This is a genomic window from Clostridium liquoris, assembly GCF_002995785.1.
In the GTDB taxonomy this organism is placed as follows: domain Bacteria; phylum Bacillota; class Clostridia; order Clostridiales; family Clostridiaceae; genus Clostridium_AO; species Clostridium_AO liquoris.
This window is the reverse complement of the sequence record NZ_PVXO01000038.1, coordinates 1-21,144: the sequence shown is the minus strand read 5'-3', so window position 1 is coordinate 21,144 and position 21,144 is coordinate 1. Positions and strand designations below refer to the sequence as shown.

15 protein-coding genes and 1 other annotated feature are annotated in these 21,144 nt (G+C 30.0%); of the genes, 14 read left to right on the top strand and 1 reads right to left on the bottom strand.

The window, feature by feature from the left end; genetic code table 11:
* Nucleotides 1-212: 212 nt before the first annotated feature.
* Nucleotides 213-431, top strand: a binding site (T-box leader).
* 120 nt (nucleotides 432-551) lie between these two features.
* From ileS to CLLI_RS07225, 11 genes are all read left to right on the top strand, one after another.
* Nucleotides 552-3,659 (top strand): isoleucine--tRNA ligase, encoded by a 3,108-nt coding sequence (gene ileS / locus CLLI_RS07275; RefSeq protein ID WP_106063563.1) that lies wholly within the window; start codon nucleotides 552-554, stop codon nucleotides 3,657-3,659.
* A gap of 189 nt (nucleotides 3,660-3,848) precedes the next feature.
* The gene (locus tag CLLI_RS07270) at nucleotides 3,849-4,847 is read left to right on the top strand and encodes a LacI family DNA-binding transcriptional regulator (RefSeq protein ID WP_106063562.1); all 999 of its coding nucleotides are present in this window, start codon (nucleotides 3,849-3,851) and stop codon (nucleotides 4,845-4,847) included.
* 215 nt (nucleotides 4,848-5,062) lie between these two features.
* A complete protein-coding gene (locus CLLI_RS07265) occupies nucleotides 5,063-9,157 on the top strand; it encodes an AAA domain-containing protein (RefSeq protein WP_106063561.1) in 4,095 nt (1,364 codons plus the stop codon).
* Between the two features lie 94 nt (nucleotides 9,158-9,251).
* Nucleotides 9,252-9,959: an MgtC/SapB family protein gene (locus CLLI_RS07260; RefSeq protein WP_106063560.1), complete on the top strand. Its 708-nt coding sequence runs from the start codon at nucleotides 9,252-9,254 to the stop codon at nucleotides 9,957-9,959.
* A 119-nt stretch (nucleotides 9,960-10,078) separates the two neighbouring features.
* Nucleotides 10,079-11,146: a mannose-1-phosphate guanylyltransferase gene (locus CLLI_RS07255; RefSeq protein WP_106063559.1), complete on the top strand. Its 1,068-nt coding sequence runs from the start codon at nucleotides 10,079-10,081 to the stop codon at nucleotides 11,144-11,146.
* A 204-nt stretch (nucleotides 11,147-11,350) separates the two neighbouring features.
* Nucleotides 11,351-11,956 carry a DNA-3-methyladenine glycosylase gene (locus CLLI_RS07250; protein WP_106063558.1) on the top strand — a complete coding sequence of 202 codons (606 nt, stop codon included), beginning with the start codon at nucleotides 11,351-11,353 and terminating at the stop codon, nucleotides 11,954-11,956.
* A 112-nt stretch (nucleotides 11,957-12,068) separates the two neighbouring features.
* Complete coding sequence (gene larC / locus CLLI_RS07245; protein WP_106063557.1) at nucleotides 12,069-13,262, top strand: nickel pincer cofactor biosynthesis protein LarC; 1,194 nt, start codon at nucleotides 12,069-12,071, stop codon at nucleotides 13,260-13,262.
* A gap of 18 nt (nucleotides 13,263-13,280) precedes the next feature.
* Nucleotides 13,281-14,090, top strand: a complete 810-nt coding sequence (gene larE, locus CLLI_RS07240) for an ATP-dependent sacrificial sulfur transferase LarE (RefSeq protein ID WP_106063556.1) — start codon at nucleotides 13,281-13,283, stop codon at nucleotides 14,088-14,090.
* Nucleotides 14,091-14,092: 2 nt separating this feature from the next.
* Complete coding sequence (gene larB / locus CLLI_RS07235; protein WP_106063555.1) at nucleotides 14,093-14,839, top strand: nickel pincer cofactor biosynthesis protein LarB; 747 nt, start codon at nucleotides 14,093-14,095, stop codon at nucleotides 14,837-14,839.
* A 145-nt stretch (nucleotides 14,840-14,984) separates the two neighbouring features.
* Complete coding sequence (locus CLLI_RS07230) at nucleotides 14,985-16,364, top strand: radical SAM/SPASM domain-containing protein (protein ID WP_106063554.1); 1,380 nt, start codon at nucleotides 14,985-14,987, stop codon at nucleotides 16,362-16,364.
* Between the two features lie 140 nt (nucleotides 16,365-16,504).
* Nucleotides 16,505-17,695, top strand: coding sequence for an ABC transporter substrate-binding protein (locus CLLI_RS07225; protein WP_106063553.1), 1,191 nt, complete (start codon nucleotides 16,505-16,507; stop codon nucleotides 17,693-17,695).
* 71 nt (nucleotides 17,696-17,766) lie between these two features.
* Here CLLI_RS07225 and CLLI_RS07220 read toward each other — a convergent pair whose 3' ends face one another.
* Nucleotides 17,767-18,888 (bottom strand): glycosyltransferase family 4 protein, encoded by a 1,122-nt coding sequence (locus CLLI_RS07220; RefSeq protein ID WP_106063552.1) that lies wholly within the window; start codon nucleotides 18,886-18,888, stop codon nucleotides 17,767-17,769.
* 156 nt (nucleotides 18,889-19,044) lie between these two features.
* Here CLLI_RS07220 and CLLI_RS07215 point away from each other — a divergent pair, with 156 nt between their 5' ends.
* From CLLI_RS07215 to CLLI_RS07205, 3 genes are read left to right on the top strand one after another with little or no spacing between them, the layout of a single operon-like run.
* Complete coding sequence (locus CLLI_RS07215) at nucleotides 19,045-20,052, top strand: CotS family spore coat protein (protein WP_106063551.1); 1,008 nt, start codon at nucleotides 19,045-19,047, stop codon at nucleotides 20,050-20,052.
* Between the two features lie 16 nt (nucleotides 20,053-20,068).
* Nucleotides 20,069-20,821: a spore coat protein gene (locus tag CLLI_RS07210; protein ID WP_146127079.1), complete on the top strand. Its 753-nt coding sequence runs from the start codon at nucleotides 20,069-20,071 to the stop codon at nucleotides 20,819-20,821.
* Between the two features lie 10 nt (nucleotides 20,822-20,831).
* Nucleotides 20,832-21,053 (top strand): hypothetical protein, encoded by a 222-nt coding sequence (locus CLLI_RS07205; protein WP_106063549.1) that lies wholly within the window; start codon nucleotides 20,832-20,834, stop codon nucleotides 21,051-21,053.
* Nucleotides 21,054-21,144 lie beyond the last annotated feature (91 nt).

The window sequence follows — 21,144 nt, the reverse complement described above, 5'->3', positions numbered from 1 at the left end:
AAAAAATTAAGGGGATAAGTACGCCCTTTCGGGCCGCGGGCGAAGCCCTATTGGATAAAATTTTCAACTGAATTTATAATGGGAAAAATTCAAAAAATAAATTGCCCACTTTAACTTGACACAAACGCTCTAGGAAAATAAATTGACAATAAAAAATTGTTATATTATAATAAAATATAAATTAAGAGAGAATAATTGAATTTTTTATTGCTTTAAAGACTGTGAAAAGGAAAAGTACTTAAAATTCATACTTTAAAGAGAGTGGAGTTTGGTGAAAATCCACAAGTAAGGTTTTAAGAAAAATCACCTTGGAGTCGAATGCTGAAATAATAGTAAGCTTATCCGCAATCCTGCGTTAAAGGATAGGGCATTATTGTGCTTGAAATTATTAATACCATAGGTGGTATAGCGAATATAACTTCGTCCTATTAGGGCGAAGTTTTTTTATGTTTTTAAGTAATATAATATATGCTGCAGCTTCATAGAATATTTTACCTAAAGTGATTAATAGGCAGAAATAGAGTTAAAATATAATTAGGAGGGATATACATATGTACAAAAAAATCGACAATTCCAAAAGCTTTGTTCAAGCAGAAAAAGACATATTAGAATTTTGGAATGAAAAACATATAGTAGAAAAAAATTTCCAATTAAATAAGGACGGAGAATATTTTACATTTTATGATGGACCACCAACAGCTAATGGAAAACCCCATGTAGGGCACGTACTTACAAGGGTTATAAAAGATTTAATCCCAAGATACAAGGTTATGAGGGGCTATAAGGTTTTAAGAAAAGCAGGATGGGATACCCATGGTCTTCCTGTAGAATTGGAAATGGAAAAGAAGCTTGGCATTTCAGGAAAACAACAAATAGAAGAATATGGAGTAGAAAAGTTTATAAAAGGATGTAAGGAATCCGTATTCTCATATTCAAGTATGTGGAAGGATATGTCTGAGAGATTAGCCTTTTGGGTTGATATGGATAATCCTTATGTAACATATCATAATGATTATATAGAATCAGTATGGTGGGCATTAAAACAAATGTGGGATAAAGGTTTACTATATAAAGGTCATAAAGTAGTTCCTTACTGTCCAAGATGTGGAACAGCTCTTTCATCCCATGAAGTTGCTCAAGGATACAAGGATGTTAAGGAGAATACTGCGTTTACAAAGTTTAGGGTAAAGGGAGAAGAAAATAAATATATACTTGCATGGACAACAACCCCTTGGACATTACCAAGCAATGTGGCTCTGGCTGTAAATAAAAATTATGATTATGTAGAAGTTTTAAACAATGGAGAATATTTAATTCTTGCAAAGAAACTTTTACGCGTTTTAGATGGAGAATATGAAATAGTAAAAGAATTTAAGGGAGAAGAAATCCTTGGATTAGAATATGAGCAGTTATTTAATTTCTATACTCCTAAAGAAAAGGCATTCTATGTAGTACATGGTGATTTTGTTACTTTGTCAGATGGTACTGGTATTGTTCATTTAGCTCCAGCCTATGGTGAAGATGATAGCATAGTTTGTAAAAAGTATGGATTACCATTGATAAACTTAGTAGATGGAGAAGGAAAGTTTATCGACTGTGTAGAACCATGGAAGGGATTATTTGTTAAGAAAGCTGATCCTAAGATATTAGAATATATGAAAGAAAAAGGCATACTTTATAAATCAGAAAAGTTTACTCACTCTTATCCTCATTGTTGGAGATGTGATACTCCACTTCTATACTATCCAAGGGATAGCTGGTTTGTAAAGATGACATCATTAAGGGATAAACTTTTAGAAAATAACAATAAGGTTAACTGGTATCCAGATAATATAAGAACAGGAAGATTTGGTAAGTTCTTAGAAAATGTTGTTGACTGGGGTATTTCAAGAGACAGATATTGGGGAACGCCTCTTCCAATATGGGAATGTGAATGTGGTCACAGAGAATGTATTGGAAGTATTGAGGAGCTCAAGAAAAAGGGAATAAATGTACCTGATAATATAGAATTACACAAACCATATATTGATAATGTTAAATTATCATGTCCACATTGTGGAAAAGAAATGAGTAGAACAGGAGAAGTTATAGACTGTTGGTTTGACTCAGGTTCAATGCCTTTTGCACAGTATCATTATCCATTTGAAAATAAAGAAATATTTGAAGCAAATTTTCCAGCACAGTTTATATCAGAAGCAGTAGATCAAACTAGAGGCTGGTTCTATACATTAATGGCTATATCTACAGCATTATTTGATACAAACCCATTTGAAAACTGTATAGTTTTAGGTCATGTTCTTGATAAACACGGACTTAAGATGTCAAAACATAAGGGGAATGTTGTAGATCCATTTGAGGTGTTAGATAAGGTAGGAGCAGATGCTTGCAGATGGCATTTTTACACAGCTAGTGCACCATGGCTTCCAACTAGATTCTCTGTGGAAGATGTAGAAGAAACTCAGAGAAAGTTCATAAGTACATTATGGAATGTTTACTCTTTCTATGTACTTTACGCTGAATTAGATAAATTTAATCCATTAAAATATAAGGATTTTGTAAGCAGTAATGTAATGGATAAGTGGATTATATCCAAATTAAATACATTGATTAAAGATGTAGAAGAAAATATGGATGAATATAATATAAACCAGGCTGCACTTGCAATAGAAGACTTTGTAGATGAGTTATCTAACTGGTATGTAAGAAGAAATAGATCAAGATTCTGGAGTGAGACATTAACAGATGATAAGATTGGAGCCTATGTAACATTATATAAAGTATTAACTACTCTATGTCTTGTTGCAGCACCATTTATACCATTTGTTACTGAAGAAATATATAAAAACTTAGTAAAATCTTTAGATAATGATGCTCCTGAAAGTGTTCATTTATGCAAATGGCCAGAGTATGATGAAACTTTAATTAATAAAGAATTAGAAAGAGAAATGGAAGAAGCTTATAGAATAGTAAAGCTTGGAAGAAGTGCAAGAAACAGTGCTAATATAAAGAACAGACAGCCATTATCATCAATGTCAGCAAGTTCAAAATCTCTTCCTGAATATTATGGAGATATAATTAAAGAGGAGCTTAATATAAAGGAAGTTATATTTGGAGCAGATTTATCAAAGTATGTTAACTATGACATTAAGCCAAATTTGCCCGTACTAGGTAAAGCTTATGGCAGATACATTCCTGTTATAAGAAAAGAGCTTGGAGCTATGGACCAAATGGAGCTTGCACAAAAGATTCAATCTGGTGAAAGCGTAGTTGTAAAGACTGGAGATGCAGAAATAGAATTAAATAGCGAAAACTTACTTGTAACAATGAAGGGACTTGAAGGTTTTGCCTTTGCAGGGGAAGGCACTATGGGTGTTGTGCTAGATACAACTATAACTGAAGAATTAAAAGAAGAAGGAAATTTAAGAGAAATTCTAAGTAAAGTCCAGAACATGAGAAAAGAAAGCGGATTTGAAGTAGCGGATAAGATTAAATTATATGTAGCAGGCAATGAATTACTGGAAAATATAATGAATAAGTTTGAAGATGTAATTAAGAAGGAAACCCTTTCAACAGAAGTTCATTATAATGAAGAAAGAGAATACACAGAATGTAAGATCAATGGTGAAGATTTTAAAATAGCAGTAGAAGTTGTAAAATAGCCAATATGAATAAAAAGCATAGAAGAAACCTTCTATGCTTTTTTGAAAAGTATTTTAAATTATGATAATAGGTAATATGCAGGATTTTATCCTAGTATGGAGAATATATAGTTTGAGGTAAAATATAGTTGTAATATGTAAATTTTAAAAGTATAATTAATGAAAATAAACTGTATTAGGAGTGATAATATGGCAGCATCAATTAAGGACGTTGCAAAAGAAGCAGGGGTATCAATAGCTACCGTGTCTAGAGTATTAAATGATGTAGATGTAGTTAATGAGGAAACAAAGGAAAAAGTTTTGGCTGCAATAAAAAAATTAGGATATAGACCTAATATAGTAGCTAGAAGCCTTAAAACTCAGAAGACAAAAACTGTTGGTATAATTATACCAGATATATCTAATCAGTTTTATCCAGAAATAGTTAGGGGAGCAGAAGATGTAGCAAACATATATGATTATAATATAATGTTATGTAATACAGATTTGGATATAGAAAAAGAAACAGAATATCTAAAAGTTTTAAAAGAAAAAATGGTAGATGGAGTGCTATACATGAGTACCTCCCTAGGCAATGATACAATAAAATTAATTAATGAACTTCAACTTCCAACTGTATTAGTTGAAACTACAGATAAAGATAGAAGTTTTCCTAGTGTAATAATAAATAATGAACAAGGAGCCTATGATGCGGTGAAGTATCTTATAGGAAAAGGAAATAAGAGGATTGCCTATATAGGACCTAAGGATGATGTAATGAATGCAACCTCTTTAAGATACAAGGGATATAAGAGAGCATTAGCCGAAAACAATATGGGTATTGATAAGAATTTAGTATGTTTTTCTGGAATGAAAGCTAGAGATGGATATGAAGCTATAAATATTATTTTAAACAATAATTCAATAGATAGTGTATTTTGTGCCAGCGACGAAATTGCCATGGGAGCAATAAATTCCTTAAGGGATAAGAAATTTATTGTGCCAAGGGATGTAGACGTTTTAGGATTTGACAATATCTATGGAGCAGAAATATTTTATCCTAAACTAACAACTATTGCCCAACCTATGTATGATATGGGTTCCGTAGGGATGAGAATGCTTATTAAGATGATAAATAAGGAGCCTTTGGAAAAAGAGCACTATGTTTTAGATTATCAGCTAATAGAAAGAGATTCATGTAAAAAATAGGGAATAAATCTGTTCTAAATAAAAAACACAGCATTTGCTGTGCTTTTTATTTTTATATTAAAGGATTATGTCATATGTATAGAGATAATGTTTCACGAAAGTTTTGAAATATAATTACCCCGATGGTATAATTTAACATACAAGTAATATATTAATAGTTTAAGCTTTATTTTTAATAAATATAATTATGGAGTATAAATTATGGGGGTAGAGCTATGGAAACCAGAGAAAAAATTAAGAATATATTTAATTATCTCCTTAGTGTAAAAGGTATTAATGAAAAGATAGTCAGGAATGTTAAAGAATATGATAAAACTATTTGGGAAAAGGATATGGAAAGTGTTGTAGGATGCAGTATAAATAAAGATTTAGGACAAGACTGGTGGATAAAAGTTGATAAAAGGGCTAGGGATATATACAATCATTTATTTAGCATTTACCAAAATATACAGAAAAAAGGGGAGAATATAGAATTAGTCCATGGCAATGGAATAGTATATGATGTTATCAATGGAGAAAAAATAGTTCATCCTATTTTTATCACGCCTGTTGAATTAAGCTTTGAAATAGAGGAAGGAAAGTTTTATATAAAGCCATGTACTAATGTCAGCCTGGAAACATATTTTCTTCAAGGGCTTCCCGTAAATCACTGTAAATTGATAAGTTTAAAGGACACTATAAAGTTTCAGGGAATAGATCCGAGAGATACAAGCACCATGGAAAAATATTTTGGAGATATAATAGATGCATTAAATGTAGATGGAGATATGCATGGTAATAAAGTTAACTGCAATGATTTAAATGTAGATGAAAAGCCTGTAATACATATGGAATCAATATTTATGGTTAGAAAGGCTAGTACCAATCTATGGAAGGAAGAAATAAAAAATATATTAGATGAATTAGATAAAGGATTGCCTATTCCAAAGCCTATAGAGGCATTAGTAAGTAAAGACAATGTATGCGAGGAAGAAGAAATAAAAGAAGAATGGAGAAAAATAAGTGAAGATTTGTTGTTCCCGTTACCTGCCAATGAGCAGCAAAAAGAGGTTGCTAGAGCAGTGGGAGAACATTTTGGAGTAGTAGTTCAGGGCCCCCCGGGCACAGGGAAAAGCCACACTATAGCCAATTTAATATGCCATTTTTTAGCTCATGGTAAAAAGGTTTTGGTTACTAGCGAGACAGATAGAGCTTTAAAAGTTTTAGAAGAAAAGATACCAGAAGAAATAAGGGCCTTATGTATAAGCCTATTAGGAAATGATGCAAAGTCCTTTCAACAATTAGAGGAATCGGTAAGAAAGATAACGGACAATCTATCATTGAATCCTAGGGATTTAGAGAAGGAATTAAATGTGACTAGAAAGGAATTAAATTTATGCAGAGGCAATCAAAAGGCTCTAATCCATAAATTAAAAGACATAGATAAGAAAGAAAATGAAAGTATAAATTACTGTGGCAATGATTATAAATTAGTGGATATTGCAAAATGGTTAAAAGAAAACGAAAAAGAATATTCCTGGATAGAGGATGACATAAAGCCATATACCAAATCACCCATTTCAGAAGACGATTTTGAAAGGTTAAAACAATATGCTAAAAAAATCAATAAGAAGGATATAGAAGTAATTAATAGAGTAGGGATTATAATAGATAAGTTCCCTACTTATAGAGAAGTTTATGATGTAATTAATAATTACATTAGATTAAAAGGAAAATATATTGAAAATAAAAGTTTCATAGAAGGCTGGAACATTTATGACAATAAAAGATTTCAGTACCACAATGTAATTAAAATTATTGAAACTGCTGAACATAAGTTAGATAACATAGAAAAAATGGGGTTTAATGAAGTTTTAACAGACTATTACAATAGTAATATATTAAGACATTCTATTTCAGGTTTATCAGCAAGGTGGAATAGCTATATGAAAAGATTAGCTGTAATAAAAAAGGAATTAAATGACCATTGTGTATGTTTACCAGAAAATGTGGATTTAAGTATTTTTGAAAGGGATTTTAATAAGGTTTATGAAGAATTAAGTAAAAAAGGGAATATAGGAAAATTGTTTTCTATACTCCATAAGGATTGCAGGTACGTAATAGACAATTGCAGGGTTGACTATAACCCACTAGAAACACTACCTCAAGCTATTATAGTGAAATTATATTTAGAAGAAAAGTTCATTGAGAGAAATATATTAGACTTATGGAATAATACTTTTAAATTGTATAGTAATTTAAAAGTAGATAAAAAGTATATAAATAACATAGTAATTATAGAAGAATATATGAAAATAATAGAGGATATAGTTAATTGGAATGATAAAATAAAATTGGAGATAAGTAAGCTATTAGGAAGAATACAATTTCCAACAGATATGAATTGGTATGAAAAGCACACATTTATATATATAAAAAATTGTTTGAATGCCATTAATGAAATTTATGAATATAAAGATATAGAAGCTTATTTGCAGTCATTAAAGAATTTAATGTATTCTACCAAGGAACTAGATATGTTATGTAATGCTATAGAAGATCTAGATTTAGATAGACTAAAAGAAGCTTTTTTAGAGATAGAAAGACTAAAAAAGGTAAAGTTGTATGTTTCTGATATGGATATAATATTGTCAAGACTAAGGAATACATGTCCAAAGGTATGTTCTAAAATATTATCTGGAGATGTAGAAAATATTAAAAATTGGAATAGGGCATGGAGATGGAGAGAATGGAATTGTATATTAAATTCCTTAAATAATATTGATGAAAGTGATCTAGGGGAAAGATTGGAAAATGAAAAGGAGAAGGAGAAAAAATTAATTAAAGAAATAATCTGTAAGCAGACCTGGTATAATCAGGTACTTAAAATTTCGGAAAAGGAAAAGAGAAGTTTATTCTCTTGGTTACAGGCGGTAAAAAGAATAGGAAAGGGAAAAGGAAAATATGCAGGAGAATATGTAAAATTAGCACAAAAGGAAATTGAAAATTGTAAGGGATTTATACCCGTATGGATAATGCCTTTAAATAGGGTAATAGAGAATATAAAGCTTACAGAAAATAAATTTGATGTAATTATATTTGATGAAAGCAGCCAGAGTAATATATTTGCTTTATGTGCTTTAATGAGAGGAAATAAAGCCATCATAGTGGGAGATGATAAGCAGATAAGCCCTGAGGTTATAGGAATAGAACAGGAAAATATAAAAAATCTTATTAATATATATCTTAAAGATATACCTAATAAAGAATGGTTTGATTTACAAACAAGTCTTTATGATACTGCTTTAAGGGTATTCCCAAGCAGAGTTATGTTAAAGGAGCATTTTAGATGTATTCCAGATATAATAGGATTTAGCAATAGATTGTGTTATTCCGGGGAGATAATACCCTTAAGATATGCTCAAAGATTTGAAAGGCTTGAACCAGCTATATCAGCTGTAAGGATAGCAAATGGAAAGCGTGAAGAGAAAAAAGGGATTAATATAGAAGAAGCAGAAGCTGTAGTGGAAAAGATATATGATTGTTGTAGAAATAAAAATTATAGAGGAATGACTATGGGAGTTATATCTTTGCTTGGAGAGGCTCAAGCTGATTATATCCAAGAACTTTTAAGAAATAAAATTGGAGAAGAAGAAATAGTTAAAAGAAAGATAGTTTGTGGAGATGCTTATTCTTTCCAAGGTGATGAAAGGGACGTAATGTTTTTATCAATGGTTATAGGAGATAATATAAAATTTGCTTCCCTTACTAAAGAATCTGACATTAGAAGATTTAATGTAGCTGCTAGCAGGGCAAAAAATCAGATGTGGCTTTTTTACTCCATAGAGCCTAAAAACTTAAATAGAGATTGTGTAAGATTTTCTCTTTTAAATTATTGTATTAATTATGAGAACTATAAGAGAGAAGATAGAAATATTGACTATATATTTTATTCAGACCTTCAAAGAGATGTGTATAAAATATTAGCAGGGAAAAATTATAATATATACCCTAATGTAAATATAGGTGGATATAAAATAGATTTTGTATTGGAGGGATTTAAAAATAAAGTAGCCATAGTATGTGAGAACCCTGATGAAAATACTATATTAACCTGGGATGAAACCTATGAAGCCCAATTAAAACTAAAGTCCTCTGGCTGGAATATTATAAAAATAAGAGCTGTGGATTTTTATAGAAATATTGACAACACTATGAATAAGGTTTTTTCAAAACTTCAAAATCAAGAAATGCTTCCTTATAACGAAGATATGAGTATAGAAAAAAATAAAGAGTTATTTAAGAATTCAAAAGAACTTAAGGCAGTATAATATATGGTATAAGTATAATGTATATTATATAATATAATATAACTACCACGTTTTGCTATTATAGTAATAAGGAATCATAAAAGGGGAAGCATAAATGAAGTTGGAGGAAGTAGTAATAAGATTAACTCTTGCCATTATTATCGGCGGAGCTATAGGCTATGAAAGAGAGTTTAGGAACAGACCAGCGGGCTTTAGAACGCATATATTGGTATGTGTAGGGGCGACAGTTATATCAATGATACAGCTCTATGATCTACAATATACAATAAATTTAATTAAAGCTAACCCAGAGTTAGCAACTTCAATAAAAGCTGATGTAGGTAGATTAGACGCTCAGGTTATAAGTGGAATAGGTTTTTTAGGAGCAGGAACTATAATACGTGATAATGGATCAGTAAAAGGATTAACAACGGCAGCTAGTTTATGGACAGTAGCATGTATTGGACTTGCTATTGGTATGGGATATTATGCATTAAGTATATTATCTAGTATAGCTGTAGTTATTTCACTAGTTACTCTAAAAAGGTTTGAATCGAAATTCTTAGATAAAAATAAATTGGTACAATTAGAATTAGAGTATTTAGAAAAAAATAATATGATTCAAAAGATAACTGAATATTTTCATAGGAGGAATATAAAAATTAAAAATATTGAATTTATTTTTGATACCATTGAGAAAGATGAGGAAAATGTTTATGAAAAGAGCTTATTTACAATAGTAGTACCAAAGTATATTAATTATTCCCAAATATTAAAGGATTTAAGTAGCTTTGATGGAATTATTAAGGTGAGCATATTATAAAAATATACTTGGGCAAGGAATCCATTTGTAACTTAATTGAATGGTTCTTAAAACTTTTGATTCACCACTCCGCTTTATTATTCATAATATATTATGAACAATAAAGCGGAGTGGTGATTTTGTTATATGCACTAATTCTTGCAGGTGGAAAAGGAACAAGGCTTTATCCATTATCAAGAGAAGATAATCCAAAACAGTTTTTAAAAGTAATTAACAATAAGAGCTTTTTAAGAAATACTGTAGATAGAATAAAACCATTGGTTAATAAAGAGAATATATATGTAGTAACCAATGAAAGATATTTAGACAAGATATACGGAGAATTGCCGGAATTAAATAAAGAGAATATATTTGTAGAGCCTGCTAATAAAGAAACGGCTACATGTATAGGGTTATCTGCAGTGAAGTTGTTAAAAAAAGATAAGGATGCATTAATGATAGTGCTGCCTTCAGATCATTTTATTGAAAATGAAAAGGTGTTTATTGATACAATAAGCCAGGCAATAGAAACTGTGAATAGAAGAAGGGGATTGATAACCATAGGTGTGCCGCCAACAAGGCCAGAAACAGGCTATGGTTATATAGAAATAGGAGAAAGAATATTTGGGGACATTGCGTCCTATAAGGTAGAAAGATTTTTAGAAAAGCCAAATACAGAAGTGGCAAAGGATTTAATTCTAAAGGGCACCTATTTATGGAATAGCGGTATGTTTGTTTGGAGAGCAGATGTATATTTAAGAGAAATGGAAAAATATTTACCTAAAATGTATAGAAGTATGATGAATATTTATTCTAACTTAGGCACAGAAACAGAAGAACAGACTATAAGAGAAGAATATAGTCTAATTGATGGTATTTCTGTTGATTTTGGCATAATGCAAAAGACAAGAAAAGCCTATGTGATAAAATGCGAGTTTACATGGGATGATATAGGAAATTTTATGTCGTTATCTCGATTTTTAAAAAATTTCCGAGGAAATAATGTTAATGGAAATATATTTATGGAGGAAAGCGACAATTGTATAGTCTTTGGTGGCGAAAAATTGGTTATTGGATTCGGTATTAAAGACTTAATAATTGTAGATGCAGGGGATGTACTGCTAGTAATGGATAAAAATAAGGATCAGGAATTAAAGCACCTTGTTAATATGCTAAAAGATGAAGAAAATATGATAAACTATCTATAAGAGCTAATTTTAATAACAGAAAACTGGAGTATCTTCTCTTTAAAAGAAAGGATACTCCATATTTTATGACAACATTGATATAATTCATAGAATATAATATATATAAGTAGAATGCAATAGAACATTAATTACACAGAATATATCTTGCTGACACGTGGAAGGATAATATAATTATAGCTTAGTTATTGAAAGGAAGGATGTAAAATGAAATTATCCAGAGAGTTTTACAATAGGGACACAGTCCTTGTAGCTAAAGAGTTATTAGGTAAGGTATTAGTTACAAAAGAAATGGATGCAGTATGTAAAGGAAAGATAGTGGAAGTAGAAGCTTATATGGGACCTGAAGACAAGGCCGCTCATTCCTATGGAGGAAGAAGGACAAAAAGGGTAGAGGTAATGTATGGGGAACCAGGATTTGCCTATGTATTCATTATATATGGATTACACTATTGCATGAATACAGTTACTAGAGAAAAGGGAGTGCCTCAAGCAGTACTAATCAGGGCATTAGAGCCTATAAAGGGACTTGATATGATGAGTAACAGAAGATTTAAGAAAAATTATGATAAGCTTACCAAAAAGGAAAAGATAAATTTAACCAATGGACCTGCTAAGCTCTGTTCTGCTATGAACATAGATAAGTCATTAAATGCTGAGGATTTATGCGGAGAAACTATTTATATAGAAGAAGGGGGAAAAGAAAACTTTGACACTGGAGTGTCTAAGAGAATTGGTGTAGATTATGCAGGGGAAGCTAAAGATTATCCTTGGAGATTTTTTATAGAAGGTAATGCTTATGTATCGAAGTAGTTTTTTATAAAATATTGGAGTAAAATGGTTAATCATTATGAAAAAATGTTAAAATAAAGTAGTAAGGATATAATAGATACTTAAGAAAATATTTTAAGGGATGGGTGAAAAAATGAGAGTACTTTATTATGATTGCTTTTCAGGAATAAGTGGGGATATGAACTTAGGAGCTATGATAGATTTAGGAGTAGATGAAAATTATTTACTAGAGGAGCTATCAAGGCTAAATTTGAATGAATATACAATTGAAATAAACAAAGAAGAAAGGAAAGGTATAACAGGCACCAAGGTTAATGTAATACTACAAGATTATCATCACCATGATACACATAATCATGAAGAGCACCACCATCATAGAAATTTAAGAGACATAGAAGAAATTGTATATAGCAGTGGATTAAATGAAGATGTAAAAAATTTAAGTATGAAAATATTTAAAAAAGTAGCAGAAGCAGAGGCAAAGGTACATGGTAAATCACTATATGAGGTTCATTTTCATGAAGTAGGGGCTGTGGATTCTATAGTTGATATTGTGGGAGCAGCAATTTGTTTTGAATTTTTAAAAGTAGACAAAGTGGCAGCTTCCTCAATAGAATTAGGGAAAGGTTTCATAAAATGTGCTCATGGTATATTGCCTGTACCTGCACCAGCTACTACGGAAATATTAAAAGGTATACCTGTGAAATTGGGCAATGTACCATTTGAAGCTACAACACCAACAGGGGCTGCTATTATAGCTGCATTATCAGAAGAGTTTATAGATGATGTAGATTTTAAAATAGATAAAATTGGATATGGAGTGGGTCATAAAGATCAGGGGGATATACCTGATGTTTTAAGAGTATTTATAGGGGAAGTTCAGGAGAAAAATAGTGATTATATTATTGAATGTAATATAGATGATATGAATCCAGAGATATATTCCTATGTAATAGATAAATTGTTTGAAGCAGGAGCTTCAGATGTTTATTTAACTCCTATAACTATGAAAAAAGGAAGACCAGGGGTTATGTTATCAGTACTTTATGAAGAAAAGATAGAAGATGAAATTAAAAAAATAATCTTTAGAGAGACCACAACAATTGGAATGAGAAAATATAAAGTAGAAAAACAATGCCTTGAAAGAGAGACTACATATGTAGACACCCCCTATGGAGAAGTAAAAGTTAAAAATTCATATTTACATGGAGAAAAAATAAAATTTAAGCCAGAATATGAGGACTTAAAGAAAATAGCAGAGGAAAAAAATATACCTCTAATAAAATTATATAATGATGTTTTAAACATAATAAATAGAATACATTAACCTTTGAGGTGGATATAAATGATAAATGATAATAAATATTTAAAATTGGTTAACTATATGAAGGATTTGGGGAAAGCAGCTGTAGCTTTTTCTGGAGGAGTAGATAGTACTTTTTTACTAAAGGCTGCACAAGAAGCTATCGGGGATAAGGTTATAGGAATAACAGTAAAGTCACCTTATATACCAGAAAGTGAAATAAAAGATGTTAATGCTATTATAGATAAATTAGGTGTTAAACACTTTTTCTTGGAATTACCTATCATTGATGAAATTAAATATAACCCCAAGGATAGGTGTTATATATGCAAAAAGAATATATTTAAAGAAATAATAAAATTAGCCAAAACAAATGGTATACATCATGTTTTAGATGGTACTAATGTAGACGATACTAAAGATTATAGACCTGGTATGAGAGCTTTAGAAGAGCTTAATGTAAAAAGTCCATTAAAAGAACTTAATATTACAAAGGAAGAAATAAGAAAGTTCTCTAAGGAGTTAAATTTACCTACTTGGAATAAACCATCTTATGCATGCCTTCTATCAAGGTTACCTTATGATACAAAAATAAATATAAATGAATTAAAAAAAGTAGAAAAAAGTGAAGATTATTTGCACAGTATAGGATTCAAAGAAGCAAGGGTTAGAAGTTATAATGATATGGCAAGAATAGAGGTAAATAAAAAAGATATAAGTAAATTTCTTAACGAAGATTTTATAGAAGATGTAGTAAGCAATCTTAAAAGCTATGGATATCGATATATAGCCTTGGATTTAGAAGGGTATAGAATGGGCAGTATGAATGCTGTTATAAAGGATGGTAATTAGGGATGAATGAAAATGATATAAGAGAACTGCTGGAGGGTATAAAAAATGGAAGCATAACCATAGAGGATGGTGTGGAAGAATTAAAAGAGCTTCCTTTTAAAGATTTGGGTTATGCTAAGATAGATAATCACAGAGAAATAAGGGTAGGTTATCCAGAGGTAATATATTGTGGAGGAAAAACTGTAGAACAGGTAAAAGGAATTATAAGTTTTATGTTGACAAATGGGAATAATATATTGGCAACAAGAGCTACAAAAGAAATGTATAATGCAGTACAAAACTTATATAAAGAAGCAGAATATTTTCCTGAGGCTAAAATTATAAGGATAATGAAAAAAGAAATAGAAAAAACTAAAAGTTATATTGCAGTAGTTACAGCGGGAACCTCTGATATACCAGTATCAGAAGAGGCAGCTATTACCGCAGAGACCTATGGCAATGCAGTGAAAAGGATATATGATGTTGGAGTAGCAGGAATACATAGATTATTTGATAAAATTGATATTATAAGAGGTGCAAAGGTAGTTGTTGTAGTAGCAGGCATGGAAGGGGCATTAGCTAGTGTGGTAGGAGGATTAGTGGATAAGCCAGTAATAGCTGTACCTACAAGTGTAGGTTATGGCGCGAATTTTAAAGGATTATCTGCACTTTTATCTATGTTAAATAGTTGTGCCAGCGGGGTAAGTGTAGTTAATATAGATAATGGATTTGGTGCAGGATATATAGCTAGTATGATTAACAAATTATAAAACTATTATTTTATTAATAGTTTGTTAAATATGTGAATAAAAGGTTGATTTAATACAACGTAGGGATATAATATTATTATACTGATCAGTCTAAAGGTATTGGAAAAGGCAATTGTAATTATTATTATATCGGGGGGAATCATAAATGAAAGTCGTAGAGACAATGGAAAAAGGAGTAAAGGATGTACTAGTTAAAAAAGGAATTGAAATACTTAGTAAAGACCCAGAAAAAAATGTTGATAAACTATTTGATATTATAAAAAAAGCTGTAAAGGATGAAGATAACCTAGCAAAAATTAATAGTGTACAGAGATATTATAACGAGATACCTTCAGTAAATGCGTATATAAAAGGTATGCTAAAAAATACAGATAAAAAATGTTTGGAAAAATTATTTACAAACTTTTTTGCCAATGCTGCTTGGTATGGAATACCAAAGAGAGCTAAATTATTTGAGGAAAAAGGGATAAAAACTCCTTTTGTTATATTACTTAGTCCATCAATGAGATGTAATCTTAGATGCACTGGGTGCTATGCAGCCAATTACAGCAGGGAGGATGATATACCTTATGAAGAGGTAGACAGGATAGTTAAAGAAGGCAGGGATTTAGGAATATATTATTTCATTATACTTGGAGGAGAGCCTTTTTTCAATGAATATATGTTGGATATATACGAAAAGTACAATGATGTAATATTTTCTCCATTTACCAATGGTACATTATTTGATGAAAAATTAGCAGATAAATTAAAAGAATTAGGAAATGTAGTACCTATGTTATCATTAGAAGGTTTTGAAAAAGAAACAGATGCTAGAAGAGGCAAAGGAGTATTTAAAAAGGTTATGCACGGCATGGATTTGCTTAAAGAAAGAGGAATCCTATTTGGTGTTTCTTCAGCTACAGGTAGACATAATGTAGATACAGTATCTTCTGATGCATTTATCGACATGTTAATAGAAAAGGGAGCAAAAATGAGCTGGTTCTTTATATTTATGCCAGTTGGAGATGCTCCAGATGTTAATTTAATGTTAACTCCAGAACAGAGATTAATGTTAGGAAAAAGGGTAAGAAAAATTAGAACTACTAAACCTTATTTTGCCATAGATTTCTTTAATGATGCTCCTTATGTTGGAGGATGCATTGCAGGGAAATATTATTGCCACATAAATTCTCATGAAGATGTGGAACCATGTATCTTTGCCCATTTTGCTACAGACAATTTAAAAGATAAGCCATTATTAGATGTATTTAAGAGTTCTTTCTTTAAGGAGCTAAGAAGTAGGCAGCCTTATAATGATAACCTATTATTGCCATGTATGATGATTGACAACCCAGAAGTGATAAGGGATGTATCTGATTGTACAGGAGCAAAGCCAACAGATAAGGGTGCAGAAATGATGATACATGATGAGAAATTCAAGAAAGACCTTGACAAACTAGCTGAAGATTTCAAACCTCATGCAGATAAAGCATGGAAAGAAGAATTTAATTCAACTGGCAATTACAAAATGTCTAAAGGTTGATGCATAATATGAATTTTATTAAGCTACTGAGTATGCTCAGTAGCTTTTCATTTTTTGTGTAATATATAATTTTGACAATTTATTCATAGTAGATTATCATTAAAAATAACTATAAATAATAAATATGTAGGTGATATGTTATGAAAAAAAGAAAAATCATGATGATGTTCATTATATTTATATCTATTTTTACATTAATGGGATGCAATAGTAAAAAGGAATCATCAGAAGGGGTCAATAGAAAGTTAAGAGGAAAAATAAATATAGCTGTGGATAAGCAGCGTATAAATTATATAAATACATATGTAAATGAGTTTAATAAAATGTACCCAAATGTAAAGATAGATGTGAAAGAGGATAACAATATATATAAACCTCAGGATGATATCAGCAAGGAATCTATGGACATGATAGTGGTTAAAAATGAATATACTCAGTATTTTTTAAATAATTTTACAAAGAATTTTCTAGATATAAGTGACAATATATCACCCTATAAGGGAAACTTCTCCAAAGGTGAACTAGGCAATGTTTCATTCAATAATAAAATATATGGTATACCATTAGACAGAAATCCTTATGTGATGATATATAGAAAGGATATTTTTGATAAGTGCAAAATAAATATAGATGACATAAGAACTTGGGATGATTATATAGATGCAGGTAAAATAATAAATAAAACATTAAAAGGAAACTACAAATTTCTTTGGGAAGAAGATAAAAGTTATTTATATAAAATTTTATTAAGTCAATTAGGTGAGAACTATACAGATAAAAATGGGGATTGGACTATGGATTCCCATAATTCTACAAAAGCTTTAGAAATGATTAAAAAAATTAGAGACGAAAATTTTATACTAGGGAAAAACTCAAATGCAACCCTACTAGAAGAAATAAAAAAAGGGAAATTAGCTGCCACAATATGCAGTATAAATGATATTAATTTAATAATGTCTAAGCTGCCAGAAATGAAGGATAAACTACTGGTAGGTAAAATACCAGGTTTTGAACTAGGTGGTAATAGAGATGTATCTATGAATGGGTATAATATGTTAGTTTTAAATAATGGCAAAAATAAAGAAACTGTATCAGCGTTTTTACAGTTTATGTTAAAAGATGAAAAACTTCAGTTAGAGCTATTCCTTAATAAAGGGGTTTTTCCAGCCAATTTGAATATATATAAAGCTGAGGAATTCAACAAAAATGTAGAATATTTTAATGATAAGATATGGCTTTTAGCAAGTAATATACAAAAACAAGCTCCAGATATTATATATCCTGTTAATTTTCCTGAAATAGAAAAAGTAATAAAAAAATCCTTCCATTAAGTTATGGGAGGATCTTTTTATTACTAAATAGCATATAACCAATCGATAGTTACCATATGTTTAGAGAAGAGTTATTGGGAAAAGATTTTGCCATAGGCTTCCAAAGTCTTTTTCGCAGTATTTTCCCATGAAAAAAGGGATGCTCTCTTTAAGGCTTTAGACTTTAAAGATTCCTGTAGAGTATTATCATTTAATACCTTTTCTAAGGTATCAACAAAACTTTTTATATCTAATGGATGGATTAATATACCTCCGTCACCAACTACTTCTGGTATAGAAGATAAGTTTGATGAAATTACACAGGCACCACAACTCATAGCTTCTAATGGAGGTAAACCAAAACCTTCGTATAAAGAAGGATATACAAATACATCGCATCCATTATATAAAAGTGGTAAGTGTTCTGTAGGAACAAATCCAGTAAATATTATTCTTGAAGATACTTCTAAATTGTTGCTTAGATTAGCTAAATATTTAGCAGTATCCCTATTAGCTCCTGCTATTACTAAATTGTAATCTTTATTTAATTTTTTATATACCTGAGAGAAAGCTGCTATCAAGGAATCAACATTTTTTCTGTCACTAAAGCCGCCTATATATAGTATAAAGGGTTTTTCAATGTTGTAAAATTTTCTTAATATATATTTACATTTTTCCTTATCCATAGGCATATACTTCCAATCTGCAGCAAGGGGAGTTACAAAAATTTTATCTTCATCTATTATAGGGAAAAATCTTAATATATCTTTTTTTGACCATTGAGATACAGTAATAATGCCATTACAGCTATTGATTAATCTAGGCATATCTCTTAAAAATTTATTTAAATAACCCTTTCCTACAGTTTCAGGCATGATATATGGTATAAGATCATGAATGGTTATTATCTTTTTACAGCTTATATCTTCACATAGGCCAATACCATTTTGAGGAACATGGTATAAATCTATGTTTTCTTTTACTAAGTTACTAGGGAAATAAAGCTGTTCAAAAAAGTTTTTGTGTTTTTTTGAGGTGGCAATTATTTTTGAGTTTTCTTTATAGTATTTATGATAATCTTTTCCACACCAATATATGTGGTAATGATTCTCTTTATCTATATTAAGCAGATATTTTAAAAGATTTTCGGTATATGTTCCTATGCCAGTACCTTTGTACAAGGTTATCCCTCTGGCATCTATGCCAATTCTCATATAATTCTCCCCCTTAAATGCACTCAGTTAAGGATATTAATATTTTAACTTATATATTAATAATATTAGCATTGTATGAAAAGTGTGTCATTTAGCACATACAAAGGAATTTATACATATAATACAACTATAAGTAATGGGCAGGAGGAAACAACCTTGCTGGAGGAACAGGTAAAGAGAAGCATTGAAGAAGAATACTCATTAGAAGTACAATCCATGGATAAGATTAAGAATGTATATAAAATTACAACAGAAAAAGATAAGTATTGCCTTAAGGTAATTAATTATGAATTCAATCATTTTTTGTTTATCATATCTGCTATTAAGCATCTACAAAACAATGGTTTTAATAAAACACCCAATATAATAAAGAACAAACATTGTAAGGATTATATAAAAATATGCAACAGATATGCTTATTTAACCACTTGGATAGAAGCCAGAGAATGTAATTATAATAACCCTGTTGATGTTATGTTAGCAACTTGCAAGCTAGCTGAACTTCATAAAAAGAGTTTTGGGTTTAATTTAACTACAGATATGAAGCCCAGAGTGGGTTGGCTTAAGTGGTTAGGTAGTTTTAGAAATAAACGAGATGAGCTTTTATTGTTTAAAAGTATTATTGAAAATAAAGAAAATAACACGGAATTTGATAGCCTTTATTTAAAATCAATAGATGAAGAATTATGGAGAATTGATAAATCTATAGATAATCTGATTGAAAGTGATTACTTTATTAGAATGGAAGATGAAGTGAATAATAAAAGTTTTTGTCATCATGATTATGCCAATCATAATATACTTATAGAAGATGATAGCAGCATTAATATTATAGATTTTGATTATTGCATTTTGGATACACATTTACATGATTTATGCAGTTTGATTATAAGGGTGATGAAAAATGGGAAATGGGATATTGATAAGTCTACTGATATAATAGACTATTATAGCTCTGTTTATCCAATAGAAGGAAAAGACATACCGATTATGGCATCTCTTATAGAATTTCCACAGGCTTTTTGGCAAGTAGGAATCCAGTATTATATTGAGAAACAACCTTGGGGAGAAGAGTTTTTTATAAATAAACTAAATAAAATATATGAGGATAAGGACTTAAGACAAGAATTTGTAGATGAATTTAGAAATAAAAAATACAATTAATGCTGGAGGGAAATATATGGTTAAGATAAACACATTTGAGCAATATTTAGCATCTAAAGGTATAGAGGTAACCGAGAATATTAATGCAGATATAAATAAAAAGGATATAAATGAAAAATTATTGTTAGATCATCTTAAGTTGATAAGTGAGTTTCATAAAAATGCCATGGGAAGTACAGGGATTATAAAGGATAGATTAGATAGTTCCATAGGTAAAATAGTAGAAGAATATAAAATAAATATAAAAAAATTGACAAGAGACTTTGATAAACTTAAAGATCAAGGCGCTAGTAATTCTTTTGAAAAAATCCTTCTTGATAAAGCAGAAGATTATATAAAAATGGGAGAAGCTGTTATTAACAATATATATAAAAATGAGTATTATGATTTAATAAAAAGGAGTATGAGAAATAAAGAAATATGTTTGGGGCAGGTGGACTTTGGCAATTTAATAAAGGAAGATGCAATAAAAGTTAAGAATATTAAAAAGTGTAGTTACAATATGGTTGAAATAGACTGCTTTAATTTTTTGTATAAATATAAGAAAAAGGAAATGAGTCTAGATTTTAAAGAATTAGTATCCATGTTCTGTAGTTTTGAAGGACTAGATAATAATAGTTACCAGTTTATAATTTCCCTTCTATCCTTTCCATATGAATTTACTAAGCAATGTAATAAGTACAGGATAAGGGAAAAGGATTTAACAGAAGAACAATACGCTTTAAAACTTCATAAAGCTATTGTACAAGACAATCTATATTTAATATAGAGGTGATTATATGGATGAAATGTATAATGGTAAGCATTTTTTGACCCAATATGATTTGGATGTAAATTTATTTCATAAGTTTAATGTGGAGGTCAATGATATTTATCCTCGAAGAAGCGTATTTCTAGTAAATACAGACAAGGGGAATAAAATATTAAAGAAAATTAAATATGGTAAAGAAGAATTATTGTTTATATATGAGACTAACTATATGAAGTCAAGTAAAAGTTAAAAGATTTTTATAGTTGTTTGATTAATGTTTAATTAATAAAAAAGAGCATGACAAAAAGAGCAATCAAAGATTACTTTTAAAAAAATTACAT

Excerpts from the sequence above, each read along its gene's own strand:
- CLLI_RS07260 (WP_106063560.1), top strand. The coding sequence starts at position 9,252 with ATGAAGTTGGAGGAAGTAGTAATAAGATTAACTCTTGCCATTATTATC.
- CLLI_RS07250 (WP_106063558.1), top strand. The coding sequence starts at position 11,351 with ATGAAATTATCCAGAGAGTTTTACAATAGGGACACAGTCCTTGTAGCT.
- CLLI_RS07265 (WP_106063561.1), top strand. The coding sequence starts at position 5,063 with ATGGAAACCAGAGAAAAAATTAAGAATATATTTAATTATCTCCTTAGT.
- larE (WP_106063556.1), top strand. The coding sequence starts at position 13,281 with ATGATAAATGATAATAAATATTTAAAATTGGTTAACTATATGAAGGAT.
- CLLI_RS07270 (WP_106063562.1), top strand. The coding sequence starts at position 3,849 with ATGGCAGCATCAATTAAGGACGTTGCAAAAGAAGCAGGGGTATCAATA.
- CLLI_RS07205 (WP_106063549.1), top strand. The coding sequence starts at position 20,832 with ATGGATGAAATGTATAATGGTAAGCATTTTTTGACCCAATATGATTTG.
- CLLI_RS07225 (WP_106063553.1), top strand. The coding sequence starts at position 16,505 with ATGAAAAAAAGAAAAATCATGATGATGTTCATTATATTTATATCTATT.
- ileS (WP_106063563.1), top strand. The coding sequence starts at position 552 with ATGTACAAAAAAATCGACAATTCCAAAAGCTTTGTTCAAGCAGAAAAA.
- CLLI_RS07220 (WP_106063552.1), bottom strand. The coding sequence starts at position 18,888 with ATGAGAATTGGCATAGATGCCAGAGGGATAACCTTGTACAAAGGTACT.
- larC (WP_106063557.1), top strand. The coding sequence starts at position 12,069 with ATGAGAGTACTTTATTATGATTGCTTTTCAGGAATAAGTGGGGATATG.
- larB (WP_106063555.1), top strand. The coding sequence starts at position 14,093 with ATGAATGAAAATGATATAAGAGAACTGCTGGAGGGTATAAAAAATGGA.
- CLLI_RS07230 (WP_106063554.1), top strand. The coding sequence starts at position 14,985 with ATGAAAGTCGTAGAGACAATGGAAAAAGGAGTAAAGGATGTACTAGTT.
- CLLI_RS07210 (WP_146127079.1), top strand. The coding sequence starts at position 20,069 with ATGGTTAAGATAAACACATTTGAGCAATATTTAGCATCTAAAGGTATA.